At 65.0% G+C, this 15962-nt stretch carries 15 protein-coding genes; 11 read left to right on the forward strand and 4 right to left on the reverse strand.

Going from position 1 to position 15962, the window contains the following annotated elements:
• Positions 1-190 precede the first annotated feature (190 nt).
• Positions 191-316, reverse strand: a complete 126-nt coding sequence (gene ykgO / locus KVS69_RS12830) for a type B 50S ribosomal protein L36 (RefSeq protein WP_017355593.1) — start codon at positions 314-316, stop codon at positions 191-193.
• Positions 317-509: 193 nt separating this feature from the next.
• On the opposite strand from ykgO, the gene cmk reads away from it, so the two are divergent.
• From cmk to galU, 8 genes are all read left to right on the forward strand, one after another.
• Positions 510-1190, forward strand: coding sequence for a (d)CMP kinase (gene cmk, locus KVS69_RS12835; RefSeq protein WP_068851276.1), 681 nt, complete (start codon positions 510-512; stop codon positions 1188-1190).
• A gap of 194 nt (positions 1191-1384) precedes the next feature.
• Positions 1385-3070: a 30S ribosomal protein S1 gene (gene rpsA / locus KVS69_RS12840; RefSeq protein WP_068851279.1), complete on the forward strand. Its 1686-nt coding sequence runs from the start codon at positions 1385-1387 to the stop codon at positions 3068-3070.
• A gap of 90 nt (positions 3071-3160) precedes the next feature.
• On the forward strand, positions 3161-3466 hold the full coding sequence (locus KVS69_RS12845) for an integration host factor subunit beta (protein WP_017355596.1): 306 nt from the start codon (positions 3161-3163) through the stop codon (positions 3464-3466).
• A gap of 56 nt (positions 3467-3522) precedes the next feature.
• The gene (locus KVS69_RS12850; RefSeq protein WP_068851282.1) at positions 3523-3807 is read left to right on the forward strand and encodes a LapA family protein; all 285 of its coding nucleotides are present in this window, start codon (positions 3523-3525) and stop codon (positions 3805-3807) included.
• A 6-nt stretch (positions 3808-3813) separates the two neighbouring features.
• A complete protein-coding gene (lapB, locus tag KVS69_RS12855; protein ID WP_068851284.1) occupies positions 3814-4992 on the forward strand; it encodes a lipopolysaccharide assembly protein LapB in 1179 nt (392 codons plus the stop codon).
• A gap of 3 nt (positions 4993-4995) precedes the next feature.
• On the forward strand, positions 4996-5970 hold the full coding sequence (locus KVS69_RS12860; RefSeq protein WP_217538373.1) for a glycosyltransferase family 4 protein: 975 nt from the start codon (positions 4996-4998) through the stop codon (positions 5968-5970).
• A 16-nt stretch (positions 5971-5986) separates the two neighbouring features.
• Entirely contained in the window at positions 5987-7894 is a 1908-nt protein-coding gene (locus tag KVS69_RS12865) for a nucleoside-diphosphate sugar epimerase/dehydratase (protein WP_217538375.1), read from the forward strand.
• Positions 7891-8781 (forward strand): UTP--glucose-1-phosphate uridylyltransferase GalU, encoded by an 891-nt coding sequence (gene galU / locus KVS69_RS12870; RefSeq protein WP_068851293.1) that lies wholly within the window; start codon positions 7891-7893, stop codon positions 8779-8781. Before KVS69_RS12865 ends, galU begins: the two co-directional genes overlap by 4 nt.
• Before the next feature lie 139 nt (positions 8782-8920).
• Here the strand turns inward: galU and KVS69_RS12875 are convergent, their stop codons facing one another.
• The 3 genes from KVS69_RS12875 to KVS69_RS12885 all read right to left on the reverse strand — a co-directional run bounded on the left by KVS69_RS12875 (position 8921) and on the right by KVS69_RS12885 (position 13254).
• The gene (locus KVS69_RS12875) at positions 8921-10129 is read right to left on the reverse strand and encodes an acetyl-CoA C-acyltransferase (protein ID WP_217538377.1); all 1209 of its coding nucleotides are present in this window, start codon (positions 10127-10129) and stop codon (positions 8921-8923) included.
• A 19-nt stretch (positions 10130-10148) separates the two neighbouring features.
• On the reverse strand, positions 10149-12521 hold the full coding sequence (locus tag KVS69_RS12880) for a 3-hydroxyacyl-CoA dehydrogenase/enoyl-CoA hydratase family protein (RefSeq protein ID WP_217538379.1): 2373 nt from the start codon (positions 12519-12521) through the stop codon (positions 10149-10151).
• Positions 12522-12591: 70 nt separating this feature from the next.
• Positions 12592-13254 (reverse strand): TetR family transcriptional regulator, encoded by a 663-nt coding sequence (locus KVS69_RS12885; RefSeq protein WP_093534404.1) that lies wholly within the window; start codon positions 13252-13254, stop codon positions 12592-12594.
• A gap of 276 nt (positions 13255-13530) precedes the next feature.
• On the opposite strand from KVS69_RS12885, the gene ndk reads away from it, so the two are divergent.
• Genes ndk through KVS69_RS12900 form a run of 3 tightly spaced genes read left to right on the forward strand, consistent with a single transcriptional unit; the run spans position 13531 to position 15956 of the window.
• A complete protein-coding gene (ndk, locus tag KVS69_RS12890; protein ID WP_068851305.1) occupies positions 13531-13956 on the forward strand; it encodes a nucleoside-diphosphate kinase in 426 nt (141 codons plus the stop codon).
• Between the two features lie 10 nt (positions 13957-13966).
• The gene (gene rlmN / locus KVS69_RS12895; protein ID WP_217538382.1) at positions 13967-15172 is read left to right on the forward strand and encodes a 23S rRNA (adenine(2503)-C(2))-methyltransferase RlmN; all 1206 of its coding nucleotides are present in this window, start codon (positions 13967-13969) and stop codon (positions 15170-15172) included.
• A complete protein-coding gene (locus tag KVS69_RS12900; protein WP_068851312.1) occupies positions 15159-15956 on the forward strand; it encodes a tetratricopeptide repeat protein in 798 nt (265 codons plus the stop codon). Before rlmN ends, KVS69_RS12900 begins: the two co-directional genes overlap by 14 nt.
• The last annotated feature ends 6 nt before the right edge of the window (positions 15957-15962 follow it).

A 15962-nucleotide genomic window follows, 5' to 3' on the forward strand; every position in this document is an offset into this window, starting at 1 on the left:
GGTCGTGACCTACCGTGAATCCGGCAAGGCAGTCAGACCAACGGTCGTGACCTGCCGTGAATCCGGCAAGGCAGCCACGACCGGCGGTCGTGGCGCACCCGGCGATTACAACAAAATTGGCAATAAAAAACCGCCCGGAGGCGGCTTTTTATTCAGGCAGGTCGCGACCGGTGGCCGCGACGGCCCAGGCTCAGCGCTGGCGAGCCTTGAAACGCGGGTTCGACTTGCAGATCACGAAGATCTTGCCGCGACGACGGACGACCTTGCAGTCACGGTGACGGGACTTGGCCGACTTCAGGGAAGACAGGACTTTCATTGCATACCTCGGCGTAAACGTGGATTCGGTTGGAGCGCGGCCGCGATATGCAGATGACAATCGGCAGGTGACGCCCGTTCAAGCCCGCCATTCTACCGGGCTTTTTTCCATCCTTTCAAGTGCTTGCACTAAAAATGTCTTGGACGGGGCCGGGCAGGGGCTAGAATGGGGGGTCAAATCCACAGGGAACCCCATGAACCAGCCTTCTCCCGTGCTCACCATCGACGGCCCGTCCGGGGCCGGCAAGGGGACCGTCAGCCGCATTGTCGCACGCCGGCTGGGCTGGCATTACCTGGATTCGGGCGCCCTTTACCGCGCCGTGGGCGTGGCTGCCAGCTGGGCCGATATCGACACCTCCGATGCCTCGGCACTGGTCCGCTGCACCTTCGACACCCATGTCCGCTTCGTCGAGGCCGACGACGGCAGCCTGCGTGTCATCGTCAATGAGACCGACGCCACCGACGAGCTGCGGCTGGAAACCACCGGGGCCCTGGCCTCGGCCATTGCCGCCATTCCCGAGGTCCGCGCCGCGCTTAAAGAGCGTCAACGCGCATTCAGGGTTCTCCCGGGCCTGGTGGCCGACGGGCGGGACATGGGGACGGTCATCTTCCCCGACGCCCCATTCAAGGTCTTCCTGACGGCCAGTGCCGAAGAGCGCGCCGAGCGCCGGCATAACCAGTTGAAAGACAAGGGGGTTTCTGTTAACTTTGATGACCTCCTGCGCGAGATCATGGCCCGCGACGCCCGTGATGCACAGCGCACAGTGGCGCCCCTGAAGCCGGCAGACGATGCCGTCGTCATCGACACCAGTGGTATCGGCATCGACGAAGTCGTTGCCAAGGTACTGGATCTGCTTCCGGTTTCGGGTGCCTGATCCGTGGCAAGGAGGCCGCCAATCCATCGGCGGTAGTCGCACCAATGCAATGCAGTAAAAGCTCCGTCCCGCAATGATGCGTGGCGGTTTTCCTACTTCACACACGACCTGCGTTTCCGGGGTCGACCAACAGGCGGGCAGTAAACGGAACCCTCGCGGGGACCAATGCCCATGTGTCCAACAGAGTAAATCTAATGACCGAATCATTTGCCGAACTGTTTGAAGCCAGCCAGGCCAATCTGGCCAAGCTGAAGCCGGGCGCCATCGTCAGCGGTGTTGTCGTTGAAGTCCGCGGCGACGTCGTGGTGATCAACGCCGGCCTGAAGTCCGAAGGCATCGTGCCGATCGAACAGTTCCGTAACGACGCCGGCGAAATCGACGTCGCCGAAGGCGATGTCGTCAAGGTCGCCCTCGACTCGATCGAGAACGGCTTCGGTGAAACCGTCCTGTCGCGCGAGAAAGCCAAGCGCGCCATGGTGTGGGACGAGCTGGAAGAAGCCCTGGAAAAGAACGAAACCATCACCGGCCGCATCAGCGGCAAGGTCAAGGGTGGTTTCACCGTGGACATCAAGGATGTCCGCGCGTTCCTGCCCGGTTCGCTGGTGGATGTGCGCCCGGTGCGCGACCCGGCCTACCTGGAAGGCAAGGAGCTGGAATTCAAGCTCATCAAGCTGGACCGCAAGCGTAACAACGTCGTGGTCTCGCGCCGCGCTGTCGTCGAAAGCGAGCACTCGGAAGAGCGCGAGCAGCTGATGGACAAGCTGCAGGAAGGCGCGATCCTGAAGGGTGTCGTCAAGAACCTGACCGATTACGGCGCATTCGTGGACCTGGGCGGCATCGACGGCCTGCTGCACATCACCGACATGGCCTGGAAGCGCGTGCGCCACCCGTCCGAAGTCGTGAACGTCGGCGACGAGCTGGACGTGCGCGTGCTGAAGTTCGACCGCGAGCGCAACCGCGTTTCGCTCGGCCTGAAGCAGCTGGGCGAGGATCCGTGGGACAACATCGCCCGCCGTTACCCGGCCAACAGCCGCGTGTTCGGCAAGGTCTCCAACGTCACCGATTACGGCGCGTTCGTCGAGATCGAGCCGGGCGTCGAAGGCCTGGTGCACGTCTCCGAGATGGATTGGACCAACAAGAACGTCAACCCGTCCAAGGTTGTGCAGGTCGGTGACGAAGTTGAAGTCATGGTCCTGGACGTCGACGAGGAGCGTCGCCGCATCTCGCTGGGCATGAAGCAGGTTGCCGCCAATCCGTGGGAAACCTTCGCTGCCATCCACAAGAAGGGCGACAAGGTGTCGGGCCAGATCAAGTCGATCACCGACTTCGGCATCTTCATCGGCCTGGACGGCGGTATTGATGGCCTGGTGCACCTGTCCGACATCAGCTGGAACACCACCGGCGAAGACGTGGTCCGCAACTTCAAGAAGGGCGACAACCTGGACGCCGTCGTCCTGGCCGTCGATCCGGAGCGCGAGCGCATCAGCCTGGGCGTCAAGCAGCTGGAGCAGGATCCGTTCGGTCAGTACATGGCTGCCAACCCGAAGGGTTCGAAGGTCGAAGGCGTGGTCAAGGAAGTGGACGCCAAGGGCGCTACCATCGAACTGGCTGACGGCATCGAAGGCTATGTCGCTGCGCGTGACGTTGCCAACGAGCGCGTCGACGACGCGACCCAGTTCCTGAAGGTCGGCGACAAGGTTGAAGCGAAGTTCGTGGGCATGGATCGCAAGGGTCGTACCCTGCAGCTGTCGATCAAGGCCAAGGACGACGCGGAAATGCGCGAAGTGCTGGAGGAATACCAGTCCTCTTCGGCTTCCAGCGGCACCACCCAGCTCGGCGCGCTGCTGCGTGCACAGCTGAACGGCAACAAGTCCGAGTAATCGGCCTTTACCCGTAGCAGTAGTTTCCTGGACGGCCCGGACAATTGTCCGGGCCGTTTCAGGGTTTGAGACCCTCGACGCGAGTCCGCAATGACCAAATCCGAGTTGATCGAAATCTTGGCGCGCCGACAGGCGCATCTGAAGTCGGACGATGTCGATCTGGCGGTGAAGTCGTTGCTGGAAATGATGGGCGGGGCGCTGGCTGGCGGGGATCGCATCGAGATCCGCGGGTTCGGCAGTTTTTCGTTGCACTACCGGCCGCCGCGGCTGGGGCGCAACCCCAAGACCGGGGAATCGGTCGCACTGCCGGGCAAGCATGTCCCGCATTTCAAGCCGGGCAAGGAACTCCGTGAGCGCGTAAGCGCCGTGGTGCCGCTGGAAAGCGATCCGGCCTAGTAGAGCGGATGGTTAGTCCGCTACTCTCTACCTCAAAGGGAATGGGAGCTGCCACAATGAAAGTCGCACGTCTGTTGATCCTGCTCGCCGTGCTGGTGGCCGGGCTCGTCATCGGTGCCCTCAATTCGCAGGACATGACCCTCAACCTGGGGTTCACTGCCATCCATTCCAGCACCGGCCTGGCCATTACCGTGGCCCTGTTGACCGGTGCGATCATCGGTGCCGGGCTGGTCCTGGTCGGCGTGGTGATCCCGTTGTATTCCCGACTGCGCAAAGCGCAGAAAGCGGCTCCGGCCGCCGCCCCCGTGGCGTCTTCTTCTTCACCTTTCGACGGACGTTGAGCGCCGATGGAATTTGTATCCGAGTGGTTCTGGTTTTTCCTGTTCCTGCCGCTGGCAGCACTGTCGGGCTGGGTGATCGGCCGTCGCGGTGGCCAGCGCCATGGCGACAACCAGGTCAGCCACCTGTCCAGCACCTACTTCCGTGGCTTGAACTACCTGCTCAACGAGCAGCCCGACAAGGCCATCGAACTGTTCCTGCACATTGCCGAACTGGACAAGGAAACCTTCGAGACCCAGGTCGCGCTGGGCCACCTGTTCCGCCGCCGGGGCGAGGTTGATCGCGCCATCCGCCTGCACCAGGGGCTGGTCAACCGTACCGACCTCAGCGACGCACAGCGCGTCCAGGCCCTGCTGGCGCTCGGCGAGGACTACATGAAGTCCGGCCTGCTCGACCGTGCTGAAACCGTCTTTACCGAACTGGCCCAGATCGACCAGCGCGCCCCGCAGGCGCTCAAGCACCTGATCGGCATCTACCAGGCCGAGCGGGACTGGGAAAAGGCGATCGACAACGCCACCCGTTACGAAGAAGTCACCGGCGAGCCGATGGGCAAGCTGGTGGGGCAGTTCGAGTGCGAGCTGGCCGAACGCTTCCGTGGCGCCGGCAAGATCGATGAAGCCCGCGCGGCCATCGCCCGTGCCTACCAGGCCGATGCGATGTCGGTGCGTGCCGGCATCATTGAAGGACGCCTGGAAACCGATGCCGGCAATGCCGAAGCCGCCGTGCGCGCGTTCGAGCGGGCCGCCCGCAATGATCCCGAATACCTGCCCGAGGTGCTGCAGCCGTTGATGCAGAACTACCGCAAGGTCGGCGATCTGGGCGGCGCGCGCGCGTTCCTGTCGGAAATGACCGAGCACTATCGCGGCATCGCCCCGGTACTGGCCCTGACCCAGCTGATGGAAGAGCAGGAGGGCGTGGCTCCGGCACGCGCCTATCTCGGCCGGCAGCTGAAGGATCGCCCGTCGGTACGCGGCGAGTCGGCATTGATCGACCTGACCCTGGCCGAAGGCGCCGACTCCACCGCCACCCTGCATGACCTCAAGCACATCACCGACCAGCTGCTGGTCCGCAATCCGGCCTATCGCTGCACGCGCTGTGGCTTCGGTGCGCGCACCCACCACTGGCAATGCCCCAGCTGCAAGGAGTGGGGTACGGTCAAGCCGCTGTTGAACTACGCGGTGCTCTGAGCCATGCCGGCAGGGTGGTGGATGGGGCTGCCGGCCGTGCTGGCAGTGGCGGCGGTGCTCACGTGGTGCGCCCGCCGGTACGCGCTGCGGCGCAAGCTGTTCGACCAGCCCGGGGAACGCCGCAGCCATGTCGTGGCGACCCCACGCGGGGGCGGCATTGCCATCGTGGTGACCCTGCTGCTGGCGCTGGCCGCGGCGGCGGTCATCTGGCCGGGCGCCCGGACGCCGTTGCTGGTGTCGGGGCTGGGCCTGGTGCTGGTGGCCGGGATCGGCTGGTGGGACGACCACCGGCCGCTGCCGGCGGTGCGCCGGTTGCTGGTCCATCTGCTGGCCGCCGGCCTGCTGGCAGGTCTGGTGTGGGATGCAACGGGCAACCCCTGGCAGGCGCTGCTGGCGCTGCTGTTTACGACATCCCTGATCAACATCTGGAACTTCATGGATGGGATCAACGGGATCGCGACCAGCCAGGCCATTCTGGCCGGCGCCGCGTTCGCGCTTGTCCTGCCGGGTCCGCTGGCGTTGGCCGGGATTGTCCTGGCACTGGCCTGCCTGGGTTTCCTGCCATTCAATTTTCCGAATGCAAGGATTTTCATGGGCGATGTGGGCAGCGGGGCGTTAGGTTATGCCGTCGCAGCCCTGGTCTGCCTGGCCAGCGTGGCAACCGACATCTCATGGCTGCTGCTGCTGGTACCGCTGACGGCTTTCCTCGTGGACGCTGGCTTCACACTGCTTTCGCGCATGCTGTCGGGGCAAAGATGGATGGAGCCCCACACCCAACATCTGTATCAACGTGCCGTCAAAAGTGGTGCAACGCACACTTCGGTTACAGGGACGTACTTTGTTTTTGGTCTGTTCAGTATTACAGTGTTTAATGCTTGCACGTATTTGCAGCCGAGGTGGGAGGCTGCCGTAGCCGTAGCGTGGATGTTCCTCGCGACCGGTCTTTGGCTGCTCCTGCGCAAGGGAATGCGCTACTAGAAGGATTGTTTGCTTTATGACGCCTTGGCAGGACCGTTTCACGAGTCTGCTTCCCCGTGCCGCCATCGTGGTCCACGACCTGTTCATGGTCTGGGCGTGCTGGCAGTTGCTGCATGCCGGCCGCTATTCGATGCTGGCCGATGCGCCCTCGTTGCCGCTGTGGAACATCGATACCTCGCTGGTGCTGGTGATCCAGGCCATCGTCTTCTGGCGAGTGGGCCTGTACCGCGGGCTGTGGCGGTTCGCCAGCGTGGCCGACCTGCTGCACATCTTCAAATCCAGCTTCATCGGGTTGCTGGCCATCGTGGTGGTGCTGGCTTACAAGCGCTTCAATGGCGTGCCGATGTCGGTGCTGGTGATCTATCCCTTCGCGCTGTCGGCCCTGCTGGGCGCGCCCCGCCTGCTGTACCGGGCATGGAAGGACTACCAGGCGCTGCAGTCGGATGCGACCGCGCGCCGGGTGCTCATCCTGGGCGCCGGCCAGGCTGCCGAAGCGCTGGTCCGCGACCTGCGCCGGTCGGGAGATTTCGAACCGGTTGGCCTGCTCGACGACGCGCCGCACCTGCAGGGGGCGAAGCTTCAGGGCCTGCCTATCCTGGGCACGCTGGACGATGCCGCCTCGGTGGTACGCGAAACCGCGGCCAAGCTGCTGGTGATCGCCATTCCGTCGCTGGATGCCGCCGGCATGCAGCGCGTGGTGGCCATCTGCGAAAGCACCGGGGTGCCGTTCCGCATGGTGCCCAAGCTCAACGACGTGCTGCTGGGCCATTCGCTGCCCGGTGAGCTGAAGGAAGTGGCGATCGAGGACCTGCTGGGGCGCAAGCCGATCCTGCCGGACTGGTCGCTGATCCGCGGCTGGCTGGGCGGGCGCACCGTGCTGGTGACCGGCGCTGGTGGCTCGATCGGCTCGGAACTGTGCCGCCAGTGCGCGCGCCACGGGGCAGGGCGGGTCGTACTGCTGGAAATGAGCGAGCTGCTGCTGCTCACCATCGAGGCCGAACTCAAGCGCAGCTTCCCCGACCTGGTCGTGGAGGCGGTACTGGGTGACTGTGGCGACCCGGCGGTGATCCGCCACGCCTTGTCGCTGTCGCAGGTGGATGCGGTGTTCCATGCGGCCGCCTACAAACAGGTGCCCGTGCTGGAACGGCAGCTGCGCGAAGCGGTACGCAACAACATCCTGTCCACCGAAACGGTGGCCCGGGCCTGCGTGGAAGCGCGGATCGAACATTTCGTGTTCATCTCCACCGACAAGGCGGTCGACCCGGTCAATGCGCTGGGCGCGAGCAAGCGCTACGCCGAGATGATCTGCCAGAGCCTGGACCAGAAGACCAGCCATACCCGCTTCGTCACCGTGCGCTTCGGCAACGTGCTCGCCTCGGCGGGCAGCGTGGTGCCGGTGTTCCGCGAGCAGATCCTCAAGGGCGGGCCGGTCACGGTCACCGACCCGGAAGTAACCCGTTACTTCATGACGATTCCCGAAGCCTGCCAGCTGATCCTGCAGGCGGCGGCATCAGCCTCGCACGGCGCGATCTATACGCTCGACATGGGCGAGCCGGTGCCGATCCGGGTGCTGGCCGAGCAGATGATCCGCCTGGCCGGCAAGCAGCCGTACAAGGACATCGCCATCATCTACACCGGCCTTCGTCCCGGCGAAAAGCTGCACGAGACCCTGTTCTATTCGGACGAGGACTACCGCCCGACCGCGCATCCCAAGATCCTCGAGGCCGGTGTGCGCACCTTCGCCCGCGAGCAGGTGCTGGGCAACGTGCCGCGCCTGCGCGAGGCCATCGCCAACTACGATACCGATGCGATCAACAGCATCCTGTTCGCGACCATGCCGGAATTTGCGCCGTTGCAACACGAATCTCACGTCGAGTCGGCTAAGGTGCTTCCCTTTCCGGCACGAGAGGCCAACAGGCTGTGACGAACAAGCGCATTCGCAAGGCGGTTTTCCCGGTGGCGGGGCTGGGCACCCGGTTCCTTCCCGCAACCAAGACGGTTCCCAAGGAAATGCTGCCGATCATCGACCGGCCGTTGATCCAGTACGCCGTCGATGAGGCGATCGAAGCAGGGTGCGACACCCTGATCTTCGTCACCAATCGTTACAAGCACGCGGTCGCGGACTATTTCGACAAGGCGTACGAGCTGGAGCAGAAGCTCGAGCGCGCGGGCAAGACCGAGCTGCTGGAACTGGTGCGCAACGTGCTGCCGGAAGGCGTGCGCGCGGTGTTCGTGACCCAGACCGAAGCGCTGGGCCTGGGCCATGCGGTGCTGTGTGCCAAATCCGTGGTGGGCGACGAGCCCTTCGCGGTGCTGCTGCCTGATGACCTGATCTGGAACCGCGGCGACGGCGCCCTCAAGCAGATGGCCGATCTCAACCAGGCCACGGGCGCCAGCGTGATCGCGGTTGAAGACGTGCCCCACGAGAACACGGCCAGCTACGGCATCGTGGCGACCGAGGCCTTCGACGGCCGCAAGGGGCGCATCGCGCAGATCGTGGAAAAGCCCAAGCCGGAAGACGCGCCGAGCGATCTGGCCGTGGTTGGCCGCTACGTGCTCAGCCCGAAGATCTTCGAACTGCTTGAAGCCACCGGCAAGGGCGCGGGCGGTGAGATCCAGCTGACCGACGCCATTGCCGACCTGCTGAAAACCGAAGAGGTCAACGCGTACCGTTTCGAAGGTACCCGGTTCGACTGCGGCACCCACCTCGGGCTGGTGGAAGCCACCATCCGCTTCGCGCTGGAAAGCCACAAACTGGGCAAGCCGGCGCGTGAGAAGCTGGCGCAGATGCTGGAAGAAGACGAGGGGTAAGCCCCGCGTCCCATGCACGCGCATGAAAAAGGCGACCCGGACGGGTCGCCTTTTTGCTTCTCCGCCCGCCTGACAACGGCAGGCGGCCATCTCTTGCGGCCGGCAGGTACCGACCGTTGGTCGGTACCTGGATCCCGGATCACAGCGATTCGAAAATACCCGCTGCGCCCATGCCGGTGCCGATGCACATGGTGACCATGCCGTACTTCTGCTGGCGACGGCGCAGGCCATGCAGCAGCGTGGCGGTCCGGATCGCGCCGGTGGCGCCCAGCGGGTGGCCCAGTGCGATGGCGCCGCCCAGCGGGTTGACCTTGGACGGGTCCAGCCCGCAATCACGGATCACCGCCAGCGACTGCGCGGCGAACGCTTCATTGAGCTCGATCCAGTCCAGCTGGTCCTGGGTCAGGCCAGCCTGCTTGAGCGCCTTGGGAATGGCCGCGATCGGGCCGATGCCCATCACTTCCGGGCGCACACCGGCGACCGAGAAACTCACGAAGCGGGCCAGCGGCTTCAGGCCGTAGTCCTTGACCGCCTGTTCCGATGCCAGCAGCACCGCACCGGCGCCGTCGCTCATCTGCGAGGAGTTGCCGGCGGTCACCGTGCCGCCGAACTGGCCGTTGCGGAACACCGGGCGCAGCTTGGCCAGGCCTTCGGCGGACGAGTCCAGGCGCGGGCCTTCGTCGGTGTCGACGATGCGGTCGCGGGTGATGATGCGGCGGCCGTCGGCCAGGTCCGGCTGGCGGGTGCGCACGTCATACGGGCTGATCTCATCCTTGAAGTCGCCGTTCTGGATTGCGGCGATGGCCTTCTGGTGCGAGGCCAGGGCGAACGCATCCTGCTCTTCGCGGGAAACCTTCCATTCCTCGGCGACCTTCTCGGCGGTGATGCCCATGCCGTAGGCGATGGCCACGTGGTCGTTGTCGAACACGCTCGGCGCCATCGCGATCTTGTTGCCCATCATCGGCACCATCGACATCGATTCGGTGCCGCCGGCCAGCATCAGGTCGGCGTTGCCGAGACGGATCTGGTCGGCTGCCATCGCCACGGCCTGCAGGCCGGACGAGCAGAAGCGGTTGACGGTCTGCGCGGAGATGGTGTCCGGCAGGCCGGCCAGCAGCACGCCGATGCGCGCCACGTTCATGCCCTGCTCGGCTTCGGGCATGGCGCAGCCGATGATGGCGTCATCGATGCGGTTGACGTCGATGCCCGGTGCCTGCGCGACCACGGACTTGAGCACGTGGGCCAGCATGTCGTCGGGACGGGTATTGCGGAACACGCCCTTGGGCGCCTTGCCAACCGGGGTACGGGTGGCGGCGACGATGTAGGCGTCCTGGATCTGCTTGGTCATTGTGGTGGTCTCTTATGGGTCAGTTGCGCAGCGGCTTGCCGGTCTTCAGCATGTGCGCGATGCGGGCCTGGGTCTTTTCCTGCTGGGCCAGTTCGACGAAGTGCTTGCGCTCCAGGGTCAGCAGCCACTCTTCGTCCACCAGCGTGCCGCGGTCCACTTCGCCACCACACAGCACGGTGGCGATACGCACGGCGATTTCGTAGTCGTACGGGCTGATGAAACGGCCCTCGAGCATGTTCACCAGCATCATCTTGAAGGTGGCGATACCCACGTCACCGGCCACCTGGATGCGGCGGGCCGGCATCGGCGGACGGTAGCCGCCTTCGGCCAGCGCCTGCACTTCGGCCTTGGCGATGTGCAGCGCTTCGAAGCTGTTGAACACCACCTTGTCGGTGGCGCGCATCAGGCCCAGTTCCTTGGCGTTGACCGCGGAGTTGGAGACCTTGGCCATGGCCACGGTTTCGAAGGTCTTCTTCAGTTCGGCGAATACATCACCGCCCGGGCCGGCGGCCTGGGAGGCGCGTACCGCCAGTTCCTTCAGGCCACCACCGGCCGGCAGCAGGCCGACGCCGGCTTCGACCAGGCCGATGTAGCTTTCCAGTGCGGCCACGCTCTTGGCGCTGTGCATCTGGAATTCGCAGCCGCCGCCCAGGGCCAGCCCGCGCACGGCGGTCACCACCGGCACCAGCGCGTACTTGATGGCCTGGCTGGTGCGCTGGAAGTTGTGCACCATTTCTTCGAACTGGTCGACCTTGCCGGCCTGCAGCAGGCCGAGCGCGCCGGCCAGGTCGGCACCGGCGGAGAAGGGTTCCTTCTGCTGCCAGATCACCAGCCCCTTGAAGCCCTGCTCGGCGCGCTTGATGGCTTCCTGCAGGCCGTTGAGCACGTGGTCGGACACGGTGTTCATCTTGGTCTTGAAGCTGACCACGGCGATGCCGTCGCCGTCGTGCCACATGCGCACGCCGTCGTTCTCGAACACGGTTTCGCCCGGGCTGAAGGTTTCGCCCAGCAGCGGATCCGGGAAGCGCTGGCGCTGGTACACCGGCAGCGCCGAACGCGGCAGCTTGGCGTTGCGGGTCGGGCTGTAGCTGCCTTCGGCGGCGTGCACGCCATCGCGGCCATCGAACACCCAGTCCGGCAGCGGGGCGTTGCTCATGCTCTTGCCGGCCACGATGTCATCGGCGATCCACTGCGCGACCTGCTTCCAGCCGGCGGCCTGCCAGGTTTCGAACGGGCCCAGCGACCAGCCGTAGCCCCAGCGGATGGCCAGGTCGACGTCGCGCGCGGTTTCGGCGATGTCGGCCAGGTGGTAGGCGCTGTAATGGAACAGGTCGCGGAAGGTCGCCCACAGGAACTGCGCTTGCGGGTGCTGGCTTTCGCGCAGCTTGGCGAACTTCTCGGCCGGGTTCTTGATTTTCAGGATCTCGACCACTTCCGGGGCGGCGGTGCGATCGGCAGCGCGGTAGTCCTGCTTCTCCAGGTCCAGCACCACGATGTCCTTGCCGACCTTGCGGAAGATGCCGGCGCCGGTCTTCTGGCCCAGCGCACCCTTGGCGATCAGCGCGTCCAGCCACTTCGGCGAGGCGAAGTACTGGTGCCACGGGTCGTTGGGCAGGGTGTCGCCCATGGTCTTGATGACGTGGGCCATGGTGTCCAGGCCGACCACGTCGGAGGTGCGGTAGGTGGCCGACTTCGGGCGGCCGACCAGCGGGCCGGTCAGGCCATCGACTTCATCGAAGCCCAGGCCGAACTGCTGGGTGTGGAAGATGGTGGACAGGATCGAGAACACGCCGATGCGGTTGCCGATGAAGTTCGGGGTGTCCTTGGCGTACACCACGCCCTTGCCCAGGGTGGTGACCAGGAAGCTTTCCAGGCCTTCCAGCACGGCGGCGTCGGTGGTGGTGGCCGGGATCAGCTCAGCCAGGTGCATGTAGCGCGGCGGGTTGAAGAAGTGCACGCCGCAGAAGCGGTGGCGCAGCTGTTCGGGCAGCACGTCGGCGAGCTTGTTGATGCCCAGGCCGGAGGTGTTGGAGGCCAGCACGGCATGATCGGCCACGAACGGGGCGATCTTCTTGTACAGGTCCTGCTTCCAGTCCATCCGTTCTGCGATGGCTTCGATGATCAGGTCGCAGTCGCGCAGCTGTTCCAGGCCGGTTTCATAGTTGGCCGGGGTGATCGCTTCGGCGTAGGACTTGCTGGCGAGCGGGGCAGGGCTGAGCTTGCCCAGGTTGGCGATGGCCTTGAGCACGATGCCGTCGGCAGGACCTTCCTTGGCGGGAAGGTCGAACAGCACGGTGTCGACGCCGGCATTGGTCAGGTGGGCCGCGATCTGGGCACCCATGACGCCGGCACCCAGCACGGCGGCGCGGCGGACTAGCAGGGAATTGGACATGTCGATAAGCCTTTGTTGGTCTGGAAGCCGGGCAGGGCCCGGCTCTACGGGGGTGATATGGGGCCCGGCGTTACGGGGTGGCAAGGGTCGCCGCCGCAGGGGCGGTGGCCGCGCTGGCGCGGAAACCGGCTTCGGCGAAATGGATGAGTTCCTGGGCTGCATGGGCACGATGCGCCGCTTCGGTGACACCGGCGGGTCGCTTGATCAGCCCGAAATCGGCCATGGCGTAGGTCAGTGCGCCGGCCAGGAAGTCCAGTCGCCAATACAGCTCTTCCTTGCTCAGGCCCGGCACGCTGGCGGCGATCGCCTTGCCGAACTCGCGCAGGACGTGGCCGTAGTGGTCGGAGAGGAACTTGCGCAGGTTGTCGTTCTTTTCCGCGTACGCGCGGGCGATGACACGCACGAACGCGCCCCCGGTCTGGCGGTCCTGGGCCATGGCCAGGGCCGGTTCGACGAACGCAGCCAGCACGGGACGCAGCTGCCCGGGGTGGTCGCGCCGGGCACTGTCCAGCTGCGACAGCCGGGCGGCGGTCATTTCGTCCATGCGCCGGCGGAACACCTCGTTGACCAGGTTTTCCTTGGATCCGAAGTGGTAATTCACCGCAGCGATGTTCACATCGGCCTGGCTGGTCACCTGGCGCAGCGATGTCCCGGCGAACCCGTGCAGGGCGAACAGCTCCTCGGCAGCGCCGAGAATGCGGTCCTTGGTGGAGAAGTGGGCGGGTTTGGCCATGGGCGGGGCAGGGGTTCAATCAAACGATTGTTTGATATTAGACCCCGGCATCGCCGCTGGCATGCTGCGACGCACAAGATGTTGGTCCTCGTTCATGCCCATCAACCTGAACGGCGGGCAGTCGCCGCCAGCGCGAGGTTGCCGCGCAGGGCGTGGCAAGACGTACCGAGAGGTTGTAGAATCACGCCACGTATATAGGCTAAGCCCGCGTTTCGACGCGGGTTTTTTTCATGTTACTCTCGGGCCGATCAGTGGCCCGCCCAACGGAGAATTCCCATGGCGCTGGAGCGCACCCTTTCCATCATCAAGCCGGACGCCGTCGCCAAGAACGTCATCGGTGAAATCTACGCCCGCTTCGAAAAGGCTGGCCTGAAGGTCGTGGCTGCCAAGTACAAGCAGCTGTCGCGCCGTGAAGCCGAAGGCTTCTACGCCGTGCACAAGGAGCGTCCGTTCTTCAACGCGCTGGTCGAGTTCATGATCTCCGGCCCGGTGATGATCCAGGCGCTGGAAGGCGACAACGCCGTGCTGGCCCACCGCGACCTGCTGGGCGCCACCAATCCGAAGGACGCTGCGCCGGGCACCATCCGCGCCGACTTCGCCGATTCCATCGATGCCAATGCCGCCCACGGCTCGGACTCGGTCGAGAATGCCGCGATTGAAATCGCGTACTTCTTCGCCGCGACCGAAGTGGTCTCGCGCTGAGAGTAATGCCGTGAACGAGGTCGTACAGCCCAACGCCATCCCCATCGTGCTCGCCCAGGGCGCGCCGGTGGCCAAGCAGAACCTGCTCGACCTCGATCGCGAGGGATTGGAGCGCTTCTTCGCCGAGACACTCGGCGAAGCGCGCTACCGTGCCCACCAGGTCATGAAGTGGATCCACCACCACTACGTCACCGATTTCGACCATATGACCGACCTGGGCAAGGCGCTGCGCAGCAAGCTGCAGCAGCATGCCGAAGTCCGCGTCCCGAACATCGTCTTCGACAAGCCGTCGGCCGACGGTACCCACAAGTGGCTGCTTGCCATGGGCACCGATGGCAAGAACGCGATCGAAGCGGTCTACATCCCGGACAAGAACCGCGGCACGCTGTGCGTGTCGTCGCAGGTGGGCTGTGCACTGAACTGCACGTTCTGCTCCACCGCCACCCAGGGCTTCAACCGCAACCTCTCCACCGCCGAGATCATCGGGCAGGTGTGGGTGGCGGCGCGCCACCTGGGCAACATCCCGCACAAGCAGCGTCGCCTCACCAACGTGGTGATGATGGGCATGGGCGAGCCGTTGATGAATTTCGACAACGTCGTGCGCGCCATGAGCGTGATGCGCGACGACCTGGGCTACGGCCTGGCCAACAAGCGCGTGACCCTGTCGACCTCCGGCCTGGTGCCGCAGATCGACCGCCTGTCGGCCGAAAGCGATGTGTCGCTGGCGGTGTCGCTGCATGCGCCGAACGATGCGCTGCGCGAGACCCTGGTGCCGCTCAACAAGAAGTACCCGATCGTGGAACTGATGGCCTCGTGCGCGCGCTACCTGCGTGCGAACAAGCGCCGCGAATCGGTCACCTTCGAATACACCCTGATGAAGGGCATCAACGACCAGCCCGAGCACGCCCGCCAGCTGGCGCGGCTGATGCGCCAGTTCGACAATGCCGTACAGGCCTCGCATTCGGGCAAGGTCAACCTGATTCCGTTCAATCCGTTCCCCGGTACCCGCTATGAGCGCTCCGGTGATGCGGAGATCCGCGCCTTCCAGAAGATCCTGCTCGACCAGCAGGTGCTGACGATGGTGCGGCGGACCCGTGGCGACGACATCGATGCCGCCTGTGGCCAGCTCAAGGGCCAGGTGATGGATCGTACCCGCCGCCAGGCCGAGTTCAACAGAACGCTCCAGGACGGGAAAAACCGGGATGCCGCTGCCTGACCGCCGATTGCCAGCCGTTTTTTTCGTCGCGCTGGCACTCGCCGGATGTGGCAACAAAGGCGTCAAACCCATGACCGCTCCGTTGGGCGTAGCGCCCGAATACGTGGCGCGCGACAACGCTGACACCCGTCGCCGGGTCAGCTACCAGGACCAGATGACATTGTCGGCCGAGGCGTTCCGCGCCGGAGCGCTGGATGCTTCCGAAAAGCGCGCCCGAAGCGCGCTCAAGCTCGATGCGGGCCGGCCGGATGCCTACATCATGCTGGCGGCGCTGGCCAACCGGCGCGGTGACGATGCCGCCGCCGGTCCGCTGTTCCAGAAGGCGGCCGAGCTGGCGCCGGACAGCGGCGAGGTGCTCAACAACTATGGCGCCTGGTTATGTGGTCATGGCCGCGCCACCGAAGCGTTGCCACTGTTCGACCGGGCCGTTGCCGCGCCGGGTTACCGCACGCCGGCCGCAGCCCTGGCCAACGCAGGCGGCTGTGCGCTTGACGCCGGCCAGCCCGAGCGCGCAGTGCGTGACCTGCGCCGGGCCCTGGCGCTGGATCCGGCCAACCCCTATGCGCTGGAGGCCATGGCCCGCAACGAGCATGCCCAGGGCCGCTTTTTCGAGGCCCGGGCCTTCGTGCAACGGCGTCTAGCGGCTGCACCGGCCACACGTTCCGTGTTACAACTTGCCTCTCAAATCGAGGCGCAGCTTGGCGACACAGTGGCATCCGGTCGTTATCTGCAGCGAATTCGCGACGAATTTCCGCAGGATGCGGCTCCTAATTCCCGGGGTTGAAGCATT

Source organism: Stenotrophomonas sp. GbtcB23 (assembly GCF_019091045.1).
In the GTDB taxonomy this organism is placed as follows: Bacteria; Pseudomonadota; Gammaproteobacteria; order Xanthomonadales; family Xanthomonadaceae; genus Stenotrophomonas; species Stenotrophomonas rhizophila_A.

What these genes read in the sequence shown, in the direction of transcription:
- ykgO (WP_017355593.1), bottom strand. Translation starts at nt 316, where the DNA reads ATGAAAGTCCTGTCTTCCCTGAAGTCGGCCAAGTCCCGTCACCGTGAC.
- cmk (WP_068851276.1), top strand. Translation starts at nt 510, where the DNA reads ATGAACCAGCCTTCTCCCGTGCTCACCATCGACGGCCCGTCCGGGGCC.
- rpsA (WP_068851279.1), top strand. Translation starts at nt 1,385, where the DNA reads ATGACCGAATCATTTGCCGAACTGTTTGAAGCCAGCCAGGCCAATCTG.
- KVS69_RS12845 (WP_017355596.1), top strand. Translation starts at nt 3,161, where the DNA reads ATGACCAAATCCGAGTTGATCGAAATCTTGGCGCGCCGACAGGCGCAT.
- KVS69_RS12850 (WP_068851282.1), top strand. Translation starts at nt 3,523, where the DNA reads ATGAAAGTCGCACGTCTGTTGATCCTGCTCGCCGTGCTGGTGGCCGGG.
- lapB (WP_068851284.1), top strand. Translation starts at nt 3,814, where the DNA reads ATGGAATTTGTATCCGAGTGGTTCTGGTTTTTCCTGTTCCTGCCGCTG.
- KVS69_RS12860 (WP_217538373.1), top strand. Translation starts at nt 4,996, where the DNA reads ATGCCGGCAGGGTGGTGGATGGGGCTGCCGGCCGTGCTGGCAGTGGCG.
- KVS69_RS12865 (WP_217538375.1), top strand. Translation starts at nt 5,987, where the DNA reads ATGACGCCTTGGCAGGACCGTTTCACGAGTCTGCTTCCCCGTGCCGCC.
- KVS69_RS12875 (WP_217538377.1), bottom strand. Translation starts at nt 10,129, where the DNA reads ATGACCAAGCAGATCCAGGACGCCTACATCGTCGCCGCCACCCGTACC.
- KVS69_RS12880 (WP_217538379.1), bottom strand. Translation starts at nt 12,521, where the DNA reads ATGTCCAATTCCCTGCTAGTCCGCCGCGCCGCCGTGCTGGGTGCCGGC.
- KVS69_RS12885 (WP_093534404.1), bottom strand. Translation starts at nt 13,254, where the DNA reads ATGGCCAAACCCGCCCACTTCTCCACCAAGGACCGCATTCTCGGCGCT.
- ndk (WP_068851305.1), top strand. Translation starts at nt 13,531, where the DNA reads ATGGCGCTGGAGCGCACCCTTTCCATCATCAAGCCGGACGCCGTCGCC.
- KVS69_RS12900 (WP_068851312.1), top strand. Translation starts at nt 15,159, where the DNA reads ATGCCGCTGCCTGACCGCCGATTGCCAGCCGTTTTTTTCGTCGCGCTG.